Below are 20675 nucleotides of genomic sequence, written 5' to 3'. Positions count from 1 at the left end.
ATATAATTTAAGAATTATGCTTCTACAGCATACATTTTCTCTCTTTGTTCTCGAATACTTTTATCGCTCATATACTCATCAAAGCTTAGGTAACGGTCAATTACCCCACCAGGAGTAAGTTCGATGACACGGTTTGCAACAGTTTGTGCAAATTCGTGGTCATGTGTGGTAAAAAGCACAGTACCCTTAAAGTTTTTCAATGAATTATTGAAAGCCGTAATTGACTCAAGATCCAGGTGGTTCGTAGGTTCATCCAGCATCAAAACATTCGCTCTGATCATCATCATTCTGCTCAACATACAACGAACTTTCTCTCCTCCGGATAGAACCCTACAGGTCTTTAATGCCTCTTCTCCACTGAATAGCATTTTTCCCAGGAATCCGCGAATATAAACCTCTTCTCTTTCCTCTTCAGTCGTTGCCCACTGGCGTAACCAGTCTACCAAAGTAAGGTCGTTATCAAAGAAATCTGAATTATCTGCAGGCAAATAAGATTGTGAAGTAGTTACACCCCACTGGTATTTACCATTAACCGGCTCATGCTTACCATTGATGATTTCGTAAAAAGCAGTGGTTGCTCTGGAATCTTTTGAAAAAACAACTACTTTATCACCTTTAGCAAGATTGATATCTACATTCTTAAAAAGTGTTTCACCCTCTATACTTGCCTCAAGTTTTTCAACATTAAGGATCTGGTCTCCGGCTTCGCGTTCTCTTTCGAATATGATCGCGGGATATCTTCTGCTGGAAGGCTTAATTTCGTTGATATTCAGCTTGTCTATCATTTTCTTTCTGGAAGTAGCCTGTTTACTTTTGGCCACGTTCGCGCTAAATCGCTGAATGAATTCCTGAAGTTCTTTCTTCTTTTCTTCTGCCTTCTTATTCTGCTGCGCTCTTTGTCTTGCCGCTAATTGAGACGATTCGTACCAGAAAGTATAGTTACCACTAAAGTGATTGATCTTCCCGAAGTCTATATCAGAAATATGTGTACAAACAGCATCAAGGAAGTGACGGTCGTGAGATACAACAATTACTGTGTTATCATAATTGGCCAGGAAATTCTCCAACCAGGTAATAGTCTCATAATCAAGATCGTTGGTTGGCTCATCCATGATCAAAACATCAGGATTACCAAATAAAGCCTGGGCCAAAAGTACACGTACTTTTTGCTGACCATCAAGATCTTTCATCTGGGAATAATGCAATTCAGTCTTTATCCCAAGATTTGAAAGCATAGAGGCGGCATTGCTTTCTGCATTCCAGCCATCCATTTCTTCAAAAGCGACCTGTAATTCACCAATCCTGTCTGCATTCTCATCTGAATAATCAGCATACAGTGCATCCATTTCAGTCTTAACCTTGAACAATGGTTTGTTCCCTCTCATTACCGTTTCCAGCACTGGGTAATCATCATACAGGTTGTGATCCTGCTCCAGAACAGACATACGCTTACCAGGCTCCAGGTGAACATGACCAGAAGTAGGTTCAGATTTCCCGGAAAGGATCTTTAAAAAGGTAGATTTCCCGGCACCGTTGGCACCGATAATTCCATAACAGTTTCCTTGAGTAAAGGTGGTATTCACCTCATCAAATAGAACACGTTTTCCAAACTGTACAGAAAGGTTTGATACTGAAAGCATAAACAGATAAAATTAATTTTTTGCAAAAGTAGTTATAATCGTGTTTACTAAGAAAGATTAACGTTTTAAATATGTGTTTTAACTCACACTTAACATTGGTGGTTAAAGCCTCCGTCTATATTTGTTAAAAAATGAGGCTGACCGAAAAGGCCTCAATCGCCCAATACCATTAATGAAGTATTCATTTTTAATCTTATTAAGCTGCGCCCTTCTCACAGCGGGATGTAACGATGACTCCTCTAACTCAGATTCTGTGTTTATTGGAGGTCAGATAAATAATCCCGAAACAGATTATATCATTATCTCCAAAGATAATAAGACCATCGATACTTTATACCTCGACGAAAAGAATCAATTCGGTAAGGATTATTCAGATCTGGAAAGCGGCATATACACCTTCAAGCATCCTCCTGAAAGCCAGATCATGTACATGGAGCCCGGCGATAGTATCGTTATCTGGCTGAACACCATGGCTTTTGACGAGTCTCTGAATTTTAGCGGAGAAGGCGCTGAAAAAAGCAATTTTCTTCTGGACATGTTCCTGAACAACCAGAGCAACAACGATCTTATTCTTACCTATTACAAGATCGAACCATCAGAATTTGCCAGGATCACAGATTCTATAAAAGATCAAAGACTTAAAAAACTGGAAGAGCTAAAGGCCAGAAATGAATTTTCAGATGAATTCCTTGAAACAGCCCGAGCCAGTATAGATTACGAATACTACGATCTTAGAGAGAGATACACCTTCCTCATTAGGAAATACTATAACAGTTTTGCTGAAAAGATCCCGGAAGATTTTAATGATTATCGCGAAGATATAGATTTCAACAATGAAGAACTTCAGGACTATTATGTGTATACAAACCTAATAGATGATTATCTGCGTTCAAAATCTATTGAAGAATGTGCACAGAAACATGAAGATCATAAAAAATGTTTCAATATTAATACATTCAAAAATATTGAAAGAAGGATCTTGTTGATAGATTCTATATCAAACATTAAATCTCTTAAGAACGAATTTATAGATAGACTTGCAGCCCAGGCAATTACCATGGCTGAAGGGGAAAACAGATTAGATTCTGTTCTAAACCTACTGGAATCTATAGATTTTAGCCATATGGAAGAAGCAAGGCAGCTTGCTCAAATCCAGGAAACTTATTTTGTAGGCAAATCCATTAATAACCTGCAGGCAGAAAATACAGAAGGAAAAGAAATTACTTATGGAGAGGTCATAGACAGACCCACTATAACCTATGCCTGGTCACTTTACTCTCCGGCCCACCATCGATGGCAGCATAGGATCATAGAAAATCTAAAGAAAAAATATCCGGAATTGTACTTTCTTGGAATTAATATAGACCTGGACGAAAGGGAAGAGTGGCTTAGAACTCTGGAAACATTCGGGTATGATAAGGAAAATGAGTTTCAGATCACTAAACGCACAACCAGTAAAGAAACCTATAGAAAATACCTGAACAAGATATTCTTTGTAGACTCTGATGGTACTATTGTTAAAGGGGACATTCAGTTTGGAAGCCCTGAATTTGAAAAAGAAATTCTGCAATTTCTTAACAAGTAAAAAGGCCATCTTCTCAGACAGCCTTTATTAATCCTTATATTTTATAAGTCCTTATTGATTACCTTTTTTATAATCTGCAAGGAATTTCTCTAAACCAATATCTGTCAAAGGATGATTTAATAATCCTTCAATAGAAGATAAAGGTCCGGTCATAACATCTGCGCCAAGCTTAGCACATTCAAGAACGTGCATAGTATGTCTTACCGATGCAGCCAGAATTTGAGTTTCAAAACCGTAGTTATCATAGATCAGTCTAATATCAGCAATTAGATTTAGACCATCCGTAGAAATATCATCAAGTCTACCAATGAAAGGAGAAACATAAGTTGCTCCAGCTTTTGCAGCTAAAAGAGCCTGACCCGCTGAAAAAACCAAAGTACAATTGGTTTTAATTCCTTTGTCACTAAAATACTTAAGAGCTTTCACTCCTTCCTTGATCATAGGCACTTTCACGATGATTTGGTCATGCAATTCTGCAAGCTCCTCACCTTCTCTAACGATGCCCTCAAAATCTGTTGCGATTACCTCTGCACTCACATCCCCATCTACAAGATCACATATCTTTTTGTAATGTTTAAATATATTGTCCTTCCCGGTAATACCTTCTTTAGCCATTAGCGAAGGATTGGTGGTTACTCCATCCAGCACCCCAAGATCCTGTGCTTCTTTGATCTGGTCCAGATTGGCAGTATCAATAAAAAATTTCATAGTTGTGTGTTATTTTGAATATTAATGAAATACGTATTTGTAATTGTAATAAAATTACAATTTATAATGCTTCATAAGCATTTTCTCGTATAGTTTATCGGGTAACAGACCTTTTAGTTTTACTGAAAACTTCTGAAGTCTTTTCCCGACTTTATAATGAACATTTGGCTCTTCTGTATTGATAATTTTTAATATTTCTTTAGCCATTAATTCAGGATCCTGACCCGCATCAACGTGCTCATTCATCAGGTCCAGAGTATTTCCATATACTACTTCGTAAGGAGAGCCAGGTGTTACCGGTGCATGATATCTGCCAGAGGCAATATTGGTAGCAAAATCACCCGGTGCAACATTTGTCATTTTGATACCGAATTGTTTTATTTCCATACGGTAAGCTTCCGCAGTGATCTCTAGGGCTCCTTTGGTCGCCGAATAAATTCCGCGGTAAGGCAAGCCCATATAACCAGCTATAGAAGTCACATTAATGATTAGACCAGATTTTTGATCTCTCATTATTGGTAGAACATGCTTGATCATATTCAACGGCCCAAAATAATTGGTTTCAAAAGCTTTTTTGATCTCGAGTTCCGGAGTTTCTTCAATAGGTCCCGTGATCCCTACTCCTGCATTATTTATAAGAATATCTATTCTACCTTCCTTTTCAAAAACATACTGGACAGCATCCCTGATAGTTTCCTCTTTAGTGACATCCAAAGTCACGAAATGCAAATCTTCATCTGAAGAATCAACTGGTTTCCTGCTGGTACCGTAAACAATAAAATCACGTTTGCTTAAGTAAGTCGCGACAGACTTTCCAATGCCTGAAGAGGCACCTGTTATGAACACTATTTTCCTGGAAGATTTCCCTTTTTTCATATCGCACAAATATGCAATAATTTTAGGACTTGGTAGAAACAAAAAATGGCAAGCGACCCACATCACACCGCTACGACCGCCTACCCTTGCTGCGTTCCCGCCCTGGGGGATTCAGCAGGAGCTGGTTGTGTGGGACTTGCCGGTGCAAATATACAATCTTTGTTAGTTTAGGCAAGCTTTTTTTAATGTGAATTGGTTAATTTAGCTCCGTTTTAAGCCTTTTTTATGATGAACAAATTTAACTTACTGTTACTCTTTATTTTAAACTTTTTAATTTTTTCCTGCGGAAGTAATAACGGAAATAAAAAATCTGATTTTTCTCTTCAGATCAAAGAAAACAAGTCTGATTTTAAGCTGAACGAAGAATTGCAGGCTTCAATTGTAAATTCAAAAAATAAGAATATTGATTCTGTTTCCTTCTATTTCAATGACCAATATTTGAATAGTTCTAAAGATGGTAATTTCAGTCTAAATCTGGACGAGGTACTTTTAGGCAATCAGGTTTTAAAAGCAATTGTTTATTCTGAAGAATCTGCCGATACACTCACCAAACCAATACAGATTCTCAATACTGAATCTCCGGTTCTTTATACCTATGAGGTGGTAAACTCCTATCCTCATGATATCACATCCTATACTCAGGGACTCGAATTTCATGGAGATACCTTATATGAAAGTATCGGGCAATACGGAAAATCAAAACTTCGCAAAGTAGACCTTGAATCTGGTGAGGTTCTTAAAGAAATAAAATTAGATGATCAGTATTTCGCAGAAGGGCTTACCATTCTTAATGATAAGCTTTATCAGTTAACCTGGCAGGAAGGAGAAGGCTTCATCTATGACCTGGATACGTTTGAAAGAACCGGGACTTTTGGCTATGGTCAAAGTGAAGAAGGATGGGGACTTTGCAATAACGGTGAGAAGGTCTTTAAAAGTGATGGAACCGAAAAGATCTGGATCCTGGATCCTCAAACCTTAGCCGAAAAAAGTTATATACAACCAACAACCCATAAATCTGTCTCCTCCAAATTCAATGAACTGGAATGGGTAAACGGGAAGATTTATGCAAATACCTATCAATATCCCAGCGTAGCAATTATTAATCCGGAGAATGGAGCTATAGAAGGAGTTATTAATTTTAAAGGTCTAAGCGAAAAAGTTACTCAGCACGATAAACTGGATGTTCTTAACGGGATCGCCTATAATCCTGAAAACGATAGGTTATACGTAACCGGGAAAAACTGGGATAAGATCTTTGAAGTTAAAATCATGGAAAAATAATGGAATTGAATCCCGATATCTACAAAAAGCAGTTGGTTGTAGAGGAAGAGCATCTTGACAAGCAACGGCACGTTAATAATGTACAATATGTACAATGGGTGCAGGATGTTGCAGAAGAACACTGGGAAGCAAGAGCATCTAAAGAACAAAAGGCCCAGGTGATCTGGGTGGTTGTAAAACACGAAATAAGCTATAAAAAAGAGGCTTTTCTGGGAGACAATATTTCCCTCCAAACCTATGTGGGTGAAGTTACACATGTCACATCCATAAGACATGTGATCATAAAAAATGCAGAAACCGATAAAGTTCTGGCTGAAGCAAAAACTACCTGGTGTCTTTTAGATGTAGATTCCAAAAAGCCAGTAAAAATTTCAGATCAGTTAAAAGCGGTTTTCCTTCAATAATTTGCATTAAAAAAGCCATTCCGAAGAATGGCTTTGTGTTTTAATATAGATTCTCAAAATTACATTTGAAAAAGTGGCAGACCATGCATCATGGAGTTCACTTCTTTTTTCACTGCTTCAATTTCAGAATCATTATCGATATTGATAATCACACGATCTATAAGATCTACGATCTTGGCCATATCACTTTCTTTTAATCCACGAGTAGTAACAGCAGGAGTTCCAATTCTAATTCCTGAAGTCACAAAAGGAGATTTATCATCGAACGGTACCATATTCTTATTTACCGTGATATCTGCTTTTCCAAGAGCTTCTTCAGCATCTTTTCCGCTTACATTCTTATTCCTAAGATCTATAAGCATCATATGATTATCGGTGCCACCGGAAATAACTCCGTATTTCTTATCAACAAATGCCTGAGCCAATACTTTAGCGTTCTTTTTAACCTGAACCATATAGTGAAGGAACTCATCTGTCAATGCTTCTCCAAAAGCAACCGCTTTAGCCGCGATGATATGCTCCAATGGCCCACCCTGGTTTCCAGGAAAAATTCCTGAATTGAGCATTGCTGACATTTTCTTAAGATTCCCATTCTTCAATTTCTCTCCAAAAGGATTATCGAAATCTTTCCCCATAATGATGATCCCTCCTCTTGGACCACGAAGGGTTTTATGGGTAGTAGAAGTCACAATATGACAATGAGGAACAGGATCACTTATCAATCCTTTAGCTATCAGCCCGGCAGGATGTGCAATATCTGCAAGCAAAATAGCTCCAACGCTATCTGCTATTTCCCTGAACCTTTTATAATCGATCTCTCTTGAGTATGCCGAAGCACCTGCAATGATCATTTTCGGCTTTTCCCTTTCCGCGATCTCGGCTACCGCATCATAATCTATTAGACCGGTTTCCTTATCTACACCGTAGAAAGAGGGATTATATAATTTTCCTGAAAAATTCACCGGAGAACCATGAGTTAGGTGACCTCCGTGAGAAAGATCGAAACCAAGGAATTTATCTCCCGGTTTCATACAGGTATGAAAAACTGCTGTATTCGCCTGTGAACCCGAGTGAGGCTGCACATTGGCATATTCAGCGTTGAATAATTCCCTTAGACGGTCTATCGCAAGTTGTTCCACCTGATCTACTACCTCACATCCGCCATAATATCGCTTCCCTGGGTAGCCTTCAGCATATTTATTTGTAAGAACAGATCCGGCAGCTTCTAGTACCGCATCACTTACAAAATTTTCACTTGCAATAAGTTCCAAACCATTTAACTGGCGCTCTTTTTCTTTAGCTATTAAATCAAATACTTGGGTGTCTCGTTGCATTACAATCTTTTACGTTAAATATTCGGTAAAAGTAACAAATACATTCGGTTAATTACAGGAAAATAATATATTTGAATCAACTAGATTTTAACAAAAAACCAACATTTTTATGCCAATTACCGCTAACGATCCAAAAAGAAAAACCTGGCTGGATATTCCTGGTGATACCGATTTCCCTATTCAGAATATTCCCTTTGGAGTATTTTTAACCCGTGATGATGTGATCACCATTGGTACAAGAATTGGCGATTATGCGATAGACCTTGGAGCCTTGCATCAATTGGGTTATTTTGAAGGAATTCCACTAACCGACGATATATTTTTACAAGATACTTTAAACGATTTTATATCTGACGGTAAGAAGACCTGGCGCCTGGTGAGAAACCGCATCGCCGATATCTTCGACGCTAATAATCCTAAATTAAAGGACAATAAAGATCATAGAAATACCGTGCTTTTTACGCTGGACGAGATAGAAATGCAAATGCCTGTTCAGGTAGGAGATTATACAGATTTCTATTCTTCGAAAGAACATGCGACCAATATCGGGACCATGTTCAGAGATCCAGATAATGCCCTGTTACCAAACTGGCTGCATATTCCCGTAGGTTATCATGGTAGAAGTTCTTCTATCATTCCTAGCGGAATCCCGGTTCATAGACCACAGGGACAAACTAAACCTGCAGATTCTGATGCTCCAGTATTCGGGCCATCTCAACGTGTAGATTTTGAGCTGGAAATGGCTTTTATCACTACTGATGCTAATCATCTTGGTGAGCCGATACCGGTGGACGAAGCTGAAGAGTATATTTTTGGAATGGTGCTTTTCAATGACTGGAGTGCACGCGATATTCAAAAATGGGAATATGTGCCACTAGGCCCATTCCTGGCAAAGAACTTCGCATCTTCTATTTCACCATGGATCGTAACCATGGATGCTTTAGAGCCATTTAGAACGGCAAGCCCAAAACCTGAAAAAGAATTACTTCCCTATTTAAAATATAGCGGAGACAAGAGTTTTGATATCAACCTGGAGGTTTTCCTTCAGCCAGAAGGAGGTGAAGAAAATTCACTTTCAAAATCAAACTTCAAATATCTTTACTGGAATATGAGTCAGCAACTGGCTCACCATACCGTAAATGGATGCCCGGTAAATTCAGGAGACATGATGGCTTCGGGAACGATTTCCGGATCTTCAGAGGATTCATTTGGATCTATGCTGGAGTTAACCTGGAGCGGAAGCAAACCTATTAAATTGAAAGATGGGTCTGAACGCAAATTCATTGAAGACAATGACACCGTGATCATGAGAGGATATTGCCAGAATGGTGAATCTCGAATTGGTTTCGGAGAAGTAAGCTCAAAATTACTTCCGGTATACCAGCCAAAGAAGAAATAAATTTTCAATAATAAATGAAGAAAGCCCTTGTTTAAACGCAAGGGCTTTTTTTATTCATTATGAGCAATACATTTAATTTCGATCATAAGCTCTGGCATCACAAGTGAATTCACCTCTACCACGGTATTAGCCACCTCAGGAAATTTACCGTAGTGTTTGTGTCTCACCTAAAAAAAAACCCATTGATATTTTCCATAGTATGTTTCACATCAGTAACGAACCAGGTTTCGTCTACGATATTATCCATGGAAAGTTGAAATTTTTTCAGAAGCTCAGCGATATTGTGATAGGCTCTATCTACCTGTGCCTTCATATCATTTTCTCCTATTAAGTTACCTTCTTCATCCAGACTAATCTGGCCTGAAATATATAAGGCATTACCTACTTTTACCCCTTCAGCAATATAATCCTGAAATGCGCCCGATCGCTCTATTTGCTTCTTCATATTTTAAAGTTTGAACTTTAAAAATAGATATACCAATTGACAATCAACCAGATAAAGCCCTTCTGAGAGCACTATTATCAAGAATTAAGTGAAAACACTTATAAATTGAATTTGAATGAAAAGGTTTTAGCCTACAAAACCGGCTAATTTATCTGCTGAAATTTCCTGGTGTGAAGAATGGTGCACCACTTCCCTGTTTTTAAGAACGATAAGTTGCGGACTTTCATGTCTTACACTAAAGCGTTCTGCGATCTCGTTAGAAATATCCCTGTGACTTATTAGATCCAGAAAATAAAGTTTCAGCGGTTTGCTGTCATCGAGATCATAATCTGCCTCAAACATTCTAAGTACCATTTTACTTACACCACATCTGGTAGAATGTTTTAAAATAGCCACAGTATGATCTTCTGAATTTTTCTCAATTTCATCTAACTGATCCATGGAATTAAGATCTATCCAGGGCGTTGACTTCTTTTCTACTTTCTCTTCCTTCTTTTCTGAATTGAACATTTTATCAAATAATCCCATAACATTCTTTTTCGCAAAAGTAAATCTAAGTAAATTTAATAGAGAAAAATAAAGGCTAAAATTTGAAGGTTTACCAATAAACTGCCGTTTTGTCTTTATTTTCTTCAAGAACATGCGTCATTTTGACATTTATTTTTAATGGTACACCTCTTGACATATGAATTTTAAAAAACAGAAATAATGAACTTTAATAATTTTACTATAAAATCACAAGAGGCTATCCAGCAGGCGCAGCAGCTTGCTCAGGAAATGGGCCATCAGCAAATTGAGAACGAACACATTTTTAAAGCCATTAGCATGGTAGACGAAAATGTAACTCCATTCTTGCTGAAAAAACTGAACATTAACGTAAACCTGTTTAACCAGATCCTGGATAAGAGTCTGGAAAGCTTCCCAAAAGTTAGTGGAGGAGACATCATGCTTTCCCGTGAAGCCAGTAAAACAGTGAACGAAGCTTCTTCCATCGCTAAGAAAATGGAAGATGAATATGTATCTATTGAGCATTTGATCCTGGCGATATTTAAATCTTCAAGCAAAGTAGCTCAGATCCTGAAAGACCAGGGAGCTACAGAAAAAGGGCTTAAAGCAGCGATTGCTGAATTACGTCAGGGAGACAGGGTAACCTCTCAAAGCGCAGAAGAAACTTATAATTCGCTGGATAAATACGCCCGTAACCTGAACCAGTTAGCAGAAGAAGGAAAATTAGATCCGGTAATTGGTAGAGATGAAGAGATTAGAAGAATTCTGCAGATCCTTTCACGTAGGACCAAGAACAACCCAATGCTGGTTGGGGAACCGGGTACCGGTAAGACTGCGATCGCAGAAGGATTGGCTCACCGTATAGTTGACGGAGATGTGCCTGAAAACCTAAAAGATAAAAGGATCTACTCCCTGGATATGGGAGCGCTTATCGCAGGTGCGAAGTACAAAGGGGAATTCGAGGAAAGGCTAAAAGCAGTGATCAAGGAAGTTACTTCCAGTGACGGTAATATTGTGCTTTTCATTGACGAGATCCACACCCTGGTTGGTGCCGGAGGTGGACAGGGCGCCATGGATGCTGCAAATATCCTGAAACCTGCACTTGCCCGAGGCGAATTAAGAGCCATAGGTGCAACCACTTTAGATGAGTACCAGAAATATTTTGAAAAAGATAAGGCCCTTGAGCGGCGTTTCCAGAAGGTGACCGTAGAGGAACCTGATACCGAAAGTGCGATCTCTATTTTACGAGGGATCAAGGAAAAATATGAAACACACCACAAAGTTAGGATCAAAGATGAGGCGATCATTGCCGCGGTAGAGTTATCTCAGCGATACATCACCAACCGTTTCCTTCCAGATAAGGCGATTGACCTTATGGACGAAGCCGCTTCAAAACTGCGCATGGAGATCAACTCCAAGCCAGAAGAACTCGATGTGTTGGACCGTAAGATCATGCAATTAGAGATCGAGATAGAAGCGATAAAAAGAGAAAAAGATGAAGCCAAACTAAAATCTTTAAGAGCAGACCTGGCCAATCTTAAGGAAGAAAGAAACGATCTGCATGCTCGTTGGATGAGCGAGAAAGAGATCGTAGATAATATTCAGAATCTAAAATCTGAAATTGAAGATTACAGGCTGGAAGCTGAAAGAGCTGAACGCGAGGGAGATTACGGGAAGGTAGCAGAGATACGCTACGGTAAGATCAAAGAAGCCCAGGAGAAACTGGAAAAACTTCAGGAAAAGGTTGCAGAAAACCAGAACGAGAAATCTTTGATCCAGGAAGAGGTGACTAATGAAGATATTGCGGAAGTCGTAGCAAAATGGACAGGAATACCTGTAACCAAAATGCTACAGAGCGACCGTGAAAAATTATTACGCCTGGAGCAGGATCTTCACAAACGAGTGGTTGGTCAGGATGAAGCAATCATCGCTGTAAGTGATGCGGTTAGAAGAAGCCGCGCCGGACTACAGGACCAGAAAAGACCAGTTGGATCCTTTTTATTCCTTGGTACTACCGGGGTTGGTAAAACCGAATTAGCTAAAGCACTGGCAGAATACCTTTTCGATGACGAGTCGGCGATGACCAGGATAGACATGAGTGAATACCAGGAGAGGCATGCGGTAAGCAGATTAGTTGGAGCACCTCCAGGATATGTTGGATATGATGAAGGTGGTCAGTTAACCGAAGCAGTAAGAAGAAAACCATATTCGGTTATCCTGCTTGATGAGATCGAAAAAGCGCATCCTGATACTTTTAATATCCTTTTACAGGTACTTGATGAAGGTAGACTGACAGATAACAAAGGTAGACTGGCTGACTTCAAAAACACCATAATTATTATGACCTCGAATATGGGAAGTCATATCATCCAGGAGAAATTTGAGAATATCAAAGATATTGATACAGCCATGGAAGCTGCAAAGACTGAAGTTCTCGGATTATTAAAGCAAAGCGTAAGACCTGAATTTATCAACAGGATAGACGACATTGTAATGTTTAGTCCGCTTACACAAAAGGACATCAAAGAGATCGTAGGTCTGCAGTTGAAAGGAGTTAAAAAGATGCTGGCAAAACAACATATTGTTCTGGATGCTACTGAAGAAGCTATTGAATATCTTGCGGCAAAAGGATTTGATCCACAGTTTGGTGCAAGACCGGTGAAAAGGGTGGTTCAAAGAGAAGTTTTAAATAAACTCTCCAAAGAGATACTTGCTGGAAATATTCACACAGACAGTATCATTTTGCTGGATGAGTTCAATGACGAACTGGTTTTCAGGAACCAGGAAGAACTCGCGAAAAATGATTAATTAAATATTAGTTTTTAAAATAAAAAAGGCGGTGAATTACTTCAACGCCTTTTTTTATTAATTATTCAGGATCACCATTTATCGATTTCATTTTTCAATTCTTCCTTAGATTTTCCTGTCTTTTCTTGCATTCTTCCAAGCATCTCATCAAATTTTCCTTCAGAATAAGTGGTATCATCGTCGGTTAATTTTCCATACTTCTGTTTAAATTCACCTTTAATTTGTTTCCACTTACCTTCTCTCTGATCTTCATTCATAATTTATTGGTTTTAGATGTTAATAAAATAAAGGTACCCAAACATCACGCTTAGGTGTCCCAAGAAACTCCTATTATTGTCTTAAACATTTGTTATTTTTGGATTCCAAATATTTCCCATGAAGAAAATATCGATCCTGTGCCTTCTTTCTATAGTGCTTAGCGGTTGTGCGGTAACCAGAAAGATCGAAAATGATAATGTTGAATTAAGATTTCTAGACGAATATGTCTTACCGGCAGAAACTGAGATTGATCAAACAGCTGTAGGGGGATTATCTGGTATAGATTATAAAAATGAAAAGTTATTTATGGTTAGCGATGATGCGGGCAATCCACGTATTTATCTCGCAGACCTAATAATTGAAGATAAAAAGATCAGGGAGATTGCAGTGGATCAACTTATAATTATTAAAAAAACTGAAGAGTTTCGAAATAAGGTTTTCGACCTGGAAGCTATCAGATACGATAAGGATCGAACCAAATTTATTGTCACTAGTGAAGGTGCCATCGATGACAGAAAAGATCCGGGTATTTATGAGATCTCGATCCTTGGCCATGCAAAAAAAGCCTATACAATTCCAGACTATTTTAACTCCAATTCAGCTCAGAAACCGAGAAACAATGGTGTCTTTGAGGGAATTACTGAGAGTATTGATAATAAGGGTTACTGGGTTGCTATGGAATTGCCCTTGGAAGAAGATGGTCCCAAACCTAAGATCTATCCTTCCAGGTCTCACGTTAGGATCACAAAATACGATAAGGAAACCGGGAAACCAGTGAAACAATTCGCCTATAAACTTGATGGCGTTTCAAAATTACCTATTAATTATTTTGCTGTGAATGGGGTTACAGAGATCCTGGAATATGACCAGGATAAATTTTTAATACTTGAAAGGTCCTATTCTGCGGGATATGGCTCACACGGTAATACTGTGAAAATTTTTGATGTAGATGCATCAAAAGCTACTAACATTCTTGACAAGAATGAGCTAAAGGGCGAAAAATACAACAAAGCCGAAAAGAAACTTATATTCAATTTTAAATCGGTAAAAGATCAGTTAACCCGAGAGATCGTAGACAATATTGAAGGAATGTGTTTTGGACCAACCCTTGAAAATGGTGAACGATCTTTATTACTTGTTTCAGACAATAATTTCAACAGTTTTGCTGAGCAGATAAACCAGTTTATTTTAATGCAAATAAAAATCAAGGACGGAGATTCTGTAACAGATTAGACCTCAAAACGTCAAATGTTCAAATAAATCAACACGATTATGGCTAATATTATCACTATTTTCTTTTCAGTAATTTTAGGGATCACCAATCCTTCAGGAGAAAGCAATATGAATAATCAGCAAAACGAGATCACCACGTATTATTTGATACGTCATGCTGAAAAAGACCGAAGTGACTCTTCAAATCAAAATCCAGATCTAACTAAGGAAGGTTCCGCCAGAGCGAAAAAATGGGCAGAAGTACTTAAGAATGTAAATCTTGACGCTGTTTATAGCACAAATTACAATCGCACCATGCAAACGGCTATGCCCCTGGTAAAAATGAATAAATTAGAGATCCTGAATTATGACACAAAGAATCTAAACAACGAGGAATTTCAGAAAGCCACCAAAGGGAAAACAGTTCTTGTAGTTGGACACAGCAACACTACACCACAATTAGCCAATGCTATCCTGGGTAAGAGGAAGCATGGAGATATTGATGATAAGGAGAACGGGGCACTGTTTATCGTGCAGATTCTGCCAAATGGAGAGACTACCAGCCAGGTGCTTTATATCAATTAATACCTAAGACCCTAGTTTAACCTTTACATCTTTGGTTTCGATAATTGAAAGCAAATCAAGCTCTCTTTTCTCGAAAAGATCATCTAGTTCTTTTAAAGGAGTAGAATGGTCATCGTATTTGTAATTTTCATAATCTACAAAGCGAATACCTTCAATGATTCGGTGATTAAAGGCTTTTCTAAAACGAACACCACCATCGTTGGTTTCAAAATTATACGCCAGATAATCTACTTCAAAATTCCTGGTGTCTATCCAGTACATGTATTCGTCTTCATGATCTGTTCCCCCACCATTTTCAGCAAAGGTCACTTTCACTTCATAATATTCACGACCAGAAATACTGTCCTTTCCTATTAATTCCTTTTTTGCAGCTTCGGCATTAAGACCATAAGGCAGCTGGACGAAATAATGCACAGAATTAACCGAATTTCCATAAGCCACCTTCATCGAATCTACTACTTCTACTACAGTATCATTTATCATTCTTTGAAACCCATCATTATCTAAAATATCACGGATCTCATTTCCGGTGGAATCGGTCATTTTTCTCTCGAGACTAAACTTCCCTCCTTCTCTTGTGCTTTTATATTCTTTGTTTCTGAAAACAAAATCAATTTCGGCATTCTTATATCTTTCTCCACCAGCGTTTTTAATTGCTTTATCCACGATCTCTTCTGCTGTAAGTTCCTGTTTCTCACCGGCACATGAAGCAAAAAAGAGGATGATCAATACGATAAATATATTTTTCATAAGAGGCAATTTGAGTGGCGCAAAAATAGCAATATTTGATTAGTATCCATATTCACTGAATTTTAAAATTGCTTTAGTATGAAATTAGCTTAAACCTTGTATTTTTGTGCTTGTATGAAGAATACTATCAACATCAAGAACCGTAAAGCTAAGTTCAATTATGAATTCCTGGATAAATATACCGCAGGTATCAAATTAGCAGGAACAGAGATCAAAGCTATACGGGAAGGAAAAGCGAATATTGCCGAAAGTTTTTGTGAATTCAATAATCACGAGCTTTTTGTTATCAATATGCATGTTGAAGAATATTCTCATGCCACTCACTTTAATCACAATCCCAAAAGTGAAAGAAAGTTATTACTGCAGCGCCGGGAATTGAGAAAACTGGAAAAGGAAGTAACCAATTCCGGGTTGACCATTATTCCCCTTAGATTGTTCATAAATGACCGCGGACTTGCAAAATTACAGATCGCTCTGGCCAAGGGTAAAAAACTTTATGATAAAAGAGAAACCATCAAAGATCGCGAAAGCAAGCGTCGATTAGACCGAATCAAGAAAGAATACAAATAAATTTCAGATCTTTCCGTTTTACTTAAAATCCAAAATCTAATCCATGCTTAAAAAGCTACTTGGGCTGATACTGTTTTTTGCAGTTTCCCAGATGTCTTCCCAAATTACCGGGGAAGTTAAAGACGAAAAAGGTAATCCTCTACCCTATGTAAATATTTATACCGAAACCGGCTCAAAAGGTACTACAACCAATGATGACGGCATCTATGAGCTGAAAATAAATGAGGCAGGGAATTACACCCTCGTATATCAGTTCCTGGGTTACAAAACGCTTAAAAAGGAAATTAAAGCTGAGTCTTTCCCTATTGAGATAGATGTTGTTTTGAAAGCCGAAAGCACAAGCCTGGAGGAAGTTACAGTGCAAAGTGGGGATAATCCCGCCAATAGGATCATTAGAAATGCTATTGATGTAAGAGAACTAAATGCCGAAAAGCTGGAATCATTTACTGCCGATTTTTATTCCCGCGGATTATGGAGGATCAAGAATGCACCTGAGAAAATTTTAGGCCAGGACGTGGGTGACCTCGGCGGAGGTTTGGACTCTACCCGAAGTGGAATTGTTTACCTAAGTGAGACCATTTCAGAGATCGCTTTTCAGAAACCAGATGACTTCAAGGAGAAGATCATCGCTTCTAAAGTTAGCGGTGATGATAATGGCTTCAGTTTAAATTCAGCGCAAGAGGCTTACTTTTCTTTCTATGAAAATACTTTAGAGATCAATAGTGAAATGGTCTCCCCTATTGCCGACTATGCTTTTAACTACTACAAATATCAACTCGAAGGAACTTTTTTTGATGATTGGGGCAATCTCATTAATAAGATCAAGGTAACTCCGAAGCGAGAAAACGACCGCGTTTTTTCAGGATATATCTATATCGTGGAAGACCTCTGGCAAATTTACGGTGTAGAACTCACCACCACCGGTAAGGCTGTGCAGGTTCCACCTATTGAAGAACTTGTTTTCAGGCAGAATTACAAATATTCCAAGGAGAATGGACTCTATATACAGATCTCGCAAAGCGTAGATTTCAGCTTTAAAATGTTTGGCTTTGGCGGGAATGGTAGATTCACGGCCGTTTACAGCAATTATGATTTTAGTCCGCAGTTCACTAAAAATAGCTTCGGAAGAGAGATCCTTAGTTTCCAGGAACAAGCCAATAAAAAAGATTCACTTTACTGGGAAGAACTAAGACCGGTCCCACTTACTTCTGAAGAAATTGAAGATTATGTTAGGAAAGATAGTATTCAAGAGGTAAAAAGCACCAAAAAATATAAGGATTCTGTAGATGCAGTCCGGAATAAATTTGGCCTAACCGATGTGCTTTTTGGATATTCATATACCAATTCCTGGAAACACAGAAGTTTTAATATCAGTGCTCCTGTGACTGGAATTGGTTTCAACACGGTGCAGGGTTGGAATACAGATGTGACCTTATCTTACAGGCAGAGAACCGGTGAAGATCAGGAGAATTACTGGCGAGTATTTTCAAATATCGACTATGGTTTAAGTGAAGATAGGTTCAGGATCAAAGGCGGATTCGCGAAAAAGTTCAATAATTTCAATAAGCCTGTGCTTAGAATATCTGGGGGAACCAGCGCGGAACAGATCAATGATAGAGAACCGATTGCCCCTCTTTTAAATAGTATCACCACTATTTTCTTCGAGCGAAATTATATGAAGCTTTACGAAAAAAGCTTTGCTCAGATCGGCTATGGTCAGGATGTTTTTCCGGGTATCAATTTGTCTGGGGAATTTGCCTGGGAGAACAGGCAGGCCCTTACCAATCATACAGATCACGTCATCATGGATTGGGAAGAGCGTAATTATACCTCGAATAATCCTCTGCAACCGGAAAATTTCGGAAGTCTTCCTTTTGAAGAACATTCAATTTTCAAAACAGATCTTACCGCAGATATTACTTTTGGCCAGAAATATATGAGTTATCCTAATGGTCGCTATGATGTATATGAATCCAAATACCCAAAATTAAAGCTAAGCTGGGAAAAAGGATTTGGCGGCAGCGAAAGCAAATACAATTTTGACCAGTTCAAAGCCGAAATACGGCAAAGTCTTAACCTCGGCAATAAAGGTGAATTCCAATATCTTTTAAATGGAGGGATCTTCTCGAATGCTGAAGAGATCAGCCTGGTAGATTACCAACATTTCAATGGAAACCAGACCAGAATAGGTTTTGGAAGTTATGTGGGTAAATTCAATTTAATGCCTTATTACAATTTCAGCACCAACAAGAATTATGCTGAGATACATGCGGAACATGATTTCCAGGGTTGGGCATTAGGAAAATTACCCCTGATCAATAAACTGAACTTCAACCTGGTGGTTGGAGCTCACAGATTAATTACTGAAGACAGAAATCCTTATTCAGAATACTCGGTAGGAATAGACAATCTTGGATTTGGAAAGTTCAGGTTTTTAAGACTGGATTATGTGGTATCGGACTTTGGAGGAAAAAGGGATGGTGCTTTTATCTTCGGTCTAAAGTTTTAAATATAAACACTGCTAAAAGCTTCACATCCCAAAAGAAGACCCTGAAATAAATTCAGGGTGACAATTCTATTAAAATTTGATTCCTTACGTCATTCTGAACTCGTTTCAGCATCTCAACAATAGAACCCTTAAACAAGTTGAGGGTGATGAGTTTTAAACATAAAAAAAGCTGAAATATTAAATTTCAGCTTTTAATTTTATGTGATAAGAATTCTGAATCCTATTCTTCTTCATCCTTGGTTTCTTCAGCTTTCTCCTCTTTAGAAAAATCTGTGAATCCGTTTTTTATCAATATGTTGTACCACTGGAAGATCTTCTTCATATCACTGGCGTACACCCTGTCTTCATCATAATCTGGAAGCACTTCAGAAAAATAATCTTCTAGCTCTTTCTTAGATGCTTTATGGCTGATAGCTTCCTCACCATTCTCTTTTTCCTTGATCTTCTGGAAAACTTCACCTAACGGAATCTCTTCAGTATAAGTATAAATAGCGATCTCGCTCAAAATACTCACATTGTGACGCATATTCACTGCGATCTTCTTACCGTCTAGTAAAGATTTTGCTACAAAGCCACCTCTGGTTTGAGCGGTAAGCTCATATAAACCGGGTTTTCCAGAAATAGCAAGAATTTTATCTAATCCCATAGTATTTTTTTATTTAGGTTGGCAAATATCAATTCCCAGGTTCAATTATCAAAGCCTTTATCGGGCTTTTTTTGCATTAGGGAAACGCATCTTATATTCTACATTGATCTTGCCCTTCGAAATATTCGTCAGTTTACTTTTTATCAGTCTCTTTTTCAGGCTGGAAAGCTTATCTGTAAACAAAATTCCTTCAATATGATCATATTCATGCTGAATTACTCTTGCTGCCAATCCTGAGTAAGTATCGGTATGTTTTTCCCAATTTTCGTCATAATACTCGATGGTAATATCCGGTTGTCTAAAGACATCTTCACGAACTTCAGGAATACTTAAACAGCCTTCACTAAAAGCCCATTCTTCACCGGTCTCTTCAATGATCTGAGGATTAATGAAAACCTTACGCATATCCTTTAGCGCTTCCTGTTCTGCTTCGTCTAATTCTTCATCTTCTGCAAAGGGAGCGGGATCTATCATAAAAATCCTGATTGGAAGTCCTACTTGTGGAGCGGCGAGACCAACTCCGTAGGCATTATACATGGTATCCCACATATTGTTGATCAATTCCTCAAGTTTCGGATAATCCTTATCGATCTCTTTGGCTTTCTTTTTTAAAACCGGATCTCCGTATGCTACAATTGGTAAAATCATTCTTTAAAGTTTTCAGCTTTCAGCCAAAAGCTACAAGCCTCTTTATTATTTAATATCTAATTATAATTCGAGCAGACTTTTATACCTGCAACTTTTTACCTTATTCGTAAAGCCAGGTTTGCAAGATGATAGTCGCACTAATCTCATCAACCAGGGCCTTATCGCGTCGTTTCTTTTTCTTCAATCCTCCATCGATCATGCTCTGCACGGCCATTTTACTGGTAAAGCGCTCGTCTACTCTTTCTAAAGGCATATCAGGAAATTTTTCAGTAAACTTCTTTAAGAATTCCTGAATATGAACCTCACTTTGAGAAGGCGTATCATCCATCCTCTTTGGTTCCCCGACCAAAACCCGTTCCACTTTCTCATTTTTGAAATAGTCTTCAAGGAATTTTATAAGTTCAGGAGTTTGAACAGTAGTAAGACCCGAAGCGATCATCTTCAATTCATCGGTAACGGCTATTCCAGTTCTCTTTGTTCCGTAATCCAGGGCTAAAATTCTGGGCATTT

20 protein-coding genes and 1 other RNA gene are annotated in these 20675 nt (G+C 38.3%); 9 read left to right on the top strand and 12 right to left on the bottom strand.

Annotation, left to right across the window (positions count from 1 at the left end; all coding sequences use genetic code 11):
• Positions 1-14 precede the first annotated feature (14 nt).
• Positions 15-1640, bottom strand: a complete 1626-nt coding sequence (locus G3I01_RS09970; RefSeq protein WP_219547432.1) for an ATP-binding cassette domain-containing protein — start codon at positions 1638-1640, stop codon at positions 15-17.
• 172 nt (positions 1641-1812) lie between these two features.
• On the opposite strand from G3I01_RS09970, the gene G3I01_RS09965 reads away from it, so the two are divergent.
• The gene (locus G3I01_RS09965; protein ID WP_219547431.1) at positions 1813-3225 is read left to right on the top strand and encodes a hypothetical protein; all 1413 of its coding nucleotides are present in this window, start codon (positions 1813-1815) and stop codon (positions 3223-3225) included.
• 51 nt (positions 3226-3276) lie between these two features.
• On the opposite strand, the gene fsa is transcribed toward G3I01_RS09965, so the two are convergent.
• The 3 genes from fsa to ffs form a co-directional block, all read right to left on the bottom strand.
• Positions 3277-3933 carry a fructose-6-phosphate aldolase gene (gene fsa, locus G3I01_RS09960; RefSeq protein WP_219547429.1) on the bottom strand — a complete coding sequence of 219 codons (657 nt, stop codon included), beginning with the start codon at positions 3931-3933 and terminating at the stop codon, positions 3277-3279.
• 54 nt (positions 3934-3987) lie between these two features.
• Positions 3988-4809: an SDR family oxidoreductase gene (locus G3I01_RS09955; protein ID WP_219547427.1), complete on the bottom strand. Its 822-nt coding sequence runs from the start codon at positions 4807-4809 to the stop codon at positions 3988-3990.
• A gap of 43 nt (positions 4810-4852) precedes the next feature.
• Positions 4853-4951: signal recognition particle sRNA small type (gene ffs, locus G3I01_RS09950), an RNA gene on the bottom strand.
• A gap of 86 nt (positions 4952-5037) precedes the next feature.
• On the opposite strand from ffs, the gene G3I01_RS09945 reads away from it, so the two are divergent.
• Positions 5038-6090 (top strand): glutaminyl-peptide cyclotransferase, encoded by a 1053-nt coding sequence (locus G3I01_RS09945; protein ID WP_219552803.1) that lies wholly within the window; start codon positions 5038-5040, stop codon positions 6088-6090.
• Positions 6090-6494, top strand: a complete 405-nt coding sequence (locus tag G3I01_RS09940) for an acyl-CoA thioesterase (RefSeq protein WP_219547425.1) — start codon at positions 6090-6092, stop codon at positions 6492-6494. Before G3I01_RS09945 ends, G3I01_RS09940 begins: the two co-directional genes overlap by 1 nt.
• A gap of 59 nt (positions 6495-6553) precedes the next feature.
• Here the strand turns inward: G3I01_RS09940 and glyA are convergent, their stop codons facing one another.
• The gene (glyA, locus tag G3I01_RS09935; protein WP_219547423.1) at positions 6554-7828 is read right to left on the bottom strand and encodes a serine hydroxymethyltransferase; all 1275 of its coding nucleotides are present in this window, start codon (positions 7826-7828) and stop codon (positions 6554-6556) included.
• A gap of 109 nt (positions 7829-7937) precedes the next feature.
• On the opposite strand from glyA, the gene fahA reads away from it, so the two are divergent.
• Positions 7938-9227: a fumarylacetoacetase gene (gene fahA / locus G3I01_RS09930; RefSeq protein WP_219547421.1), complete on the top strand. Its 1290-nt coding sequence runs from the start codon at positions 7938-7940 to the stop codon at positions 9225-9227.
• A 163-nt stretch (positions 9228-9390) separates the two neighbouring features.
• Here fahA and G3I01_RS09925 read toward each other — a convergent pair whose 3' ends face one another.
• Together G3I01_RS09925 and ytxJ are read right to left on the bottom strand one after the other, a co-directional pair.
• On the bottom strand, positions 9391-9672 hold the full coding sequence (locus G3I01_RS09925; protein ID WP_219547419.1) for a RidA family protein: 282 nt from the start codon (positions 9670-9672) through the stop codon (positions 9391-9393).
• 126 nt (positions 9673-9798) lie between these two features.
• Positions 9799-10200, bottom strand: a complete 402-nt coding sequence (gene ytxJ, locus G3I01_RS09920) for a bacillithiol system redox-active protein YtxJ (protein ID WP_219547417.1) — start codon at positions 10198-10200, stop codon at positions 9799-9801.
• A gap of 180 nt (positions 10201-10380) precedes the next feature.
• On the opposite strand from ytxJ, the gene clpB reads away from it, so the two are divergent.
• Complete coding sequence (clpB, locus tag G3I01_RS09915; RefSeq protein WP_219547415.1) at positions 10381-12987, top strand: ATP-dependent chaperone ClpB; 2607 nt, start codon at positions 10381-10383, stop codon at positions 12985-12987.
• 71 nt (positions 12988-13058) lie between these two features.
• Here the strand turns inward: clpB and G3I01_RS09910 are convergent, their stop codons facing one another.
• Positions 13059-13244, bottom strand: a complete 186-nt coding sequence (locus tag G3I01_RS09910; protein ID WP_219547413.1) for a CsbD family protein — start codon at positions 13242-13244, stop codon at positions 13059-13061.
• A 118-nt stretch (positions 13245-13362) separates the two neighbouring features.
• Between G3I01_RS09910 and G3I01_RS09905 the strand changes: the two genes are divergently transcribed.
• Both G3I01_RS09905 and G3I01_RS09900 read left to right on the top strand, forming a co-directional pair.
• Positions 13363-14478 (top strand): esterase-like activity of phytase family protein, encoded by a 1116-nt coding sequence (locus tag G3I01_RS09905; RefSeq protein ID WP_219547411.1) that lies wholly within the window; start codon positions 13363-13365, stop codon positions 14476-14478.
• Positions 14479-14517: 39 nt separating this feature from the next.
• Positions 14518-15042: a phosphoglycerate mutase family protein gene (locus tag G3I01_RS09900; RefSeq protein WP_219547409.1), complete on the top strand. Its 525-nt coding sequence runs from the start codon at positions 14518-14520 to the stop codon at positions 15040-15042.
• A gap of 3 nt (positions 15043-15045) precedes the next feature.
• Here G3I01_RS09900 and G3I01_RS09895 read toward each other — a convergent pair whose 3' ends face one another.
• On the bottom strand, positions 15046-15792 hold the full coding sequence (locus G3I01_RS09895) for a DUF6503 family protein (protein WP_219547407.1): 747 nt from the start codon (positions 15790-15792) through the stop codon (positions 15046-15048).
• A gap of 114 nt (positions 15793-15906) precedes the next feature.
• Here G3I01_RS09895 and smpB point away from each other — a divergent pair, with 114 nt between their 5' ends.
• On the top strand, positions 15907-16362 hold the full coding sequence (gene smpB, locus G3I01_RS09890) for an SsrA-binding protein SmpB (RefSeq protein WP_219547405.1): 456 nt from the start codon (positions 15907-15909) through the stop codon (positions 16360-16362).
• A gap of 43 nt (positions 16363-16405) precedes the next feature.
• Complete coding sequence (locus G3I01_RS09885) at positions 16406-18871, top strand: DUF5686 and carboxypeptidase regulatory-like domain-containing protein (protein WP_219547403.1); 2466 nt, start codon at positions 16406-16408, stop codon at positions 18869-18871.
• Between the two features lie 220 nt (positions 18872-19091).
• On the opposite strand, the gene G3I01_RS09880 is transcribed toward G3I01_RS09885, so the two are convergent.
• The 3 genes from G3I01_RS09880 to ruvX all read right to left on the bottom strand — a co-directional run bounded on the left by G3I01_RS09880 (position 19092) and on the right by ruvX (position 20673).
• Positions 19092-19517, bottom strand: a complete 426-nt coding sequence (locus G3I01_RS09880; protein ID WP_219547401.1) for a DUF5606 domain-containing protein — start codon at positions 19515-19517, stop codon at positions 19092-19094.
• A gap of 57 nt (positions 19518-19574) precedes the next feature.
• Positions 19575-20165, bottom strand: coding sequence for a peptide deformylase (gene def / locus G3I01_RS09875; protein ID WP_219547399.1), 591 nt, complete (start codon positions 20163-20165; stop codon positions 19575-19577).
• 100 nt (positions 20166-20265) lie between these two features.
• Positions 20266-20673 (bottom strand): Holliday junction resolvase RuvX, encoded by a 408-nt coding sequence (ruvX, locus tag G3I01_RS09870; RefSeq protein ID WP_219547397.1) that lies wholly within the window; start codon positions 20671-20673, stop codon positions 20266-20268.
• Between the last annotated feature and the right edge of the window lie 2 nt (positions 20674-20675).

The sequence above is a fragment of the Gramella sp. MT6 genome (assembly GCF_019357415.1).
GTDB lineage: Bacteria > Bacteroidota > Bacteroidia > Flavobacteriales > Flavobacteriaceae > Christiangramia.
The sequence above is the reverse complement of the archived record's forward strand: the minus strand, read 5'-3'. Positions and strand labels throughout refer to the sequence as shown.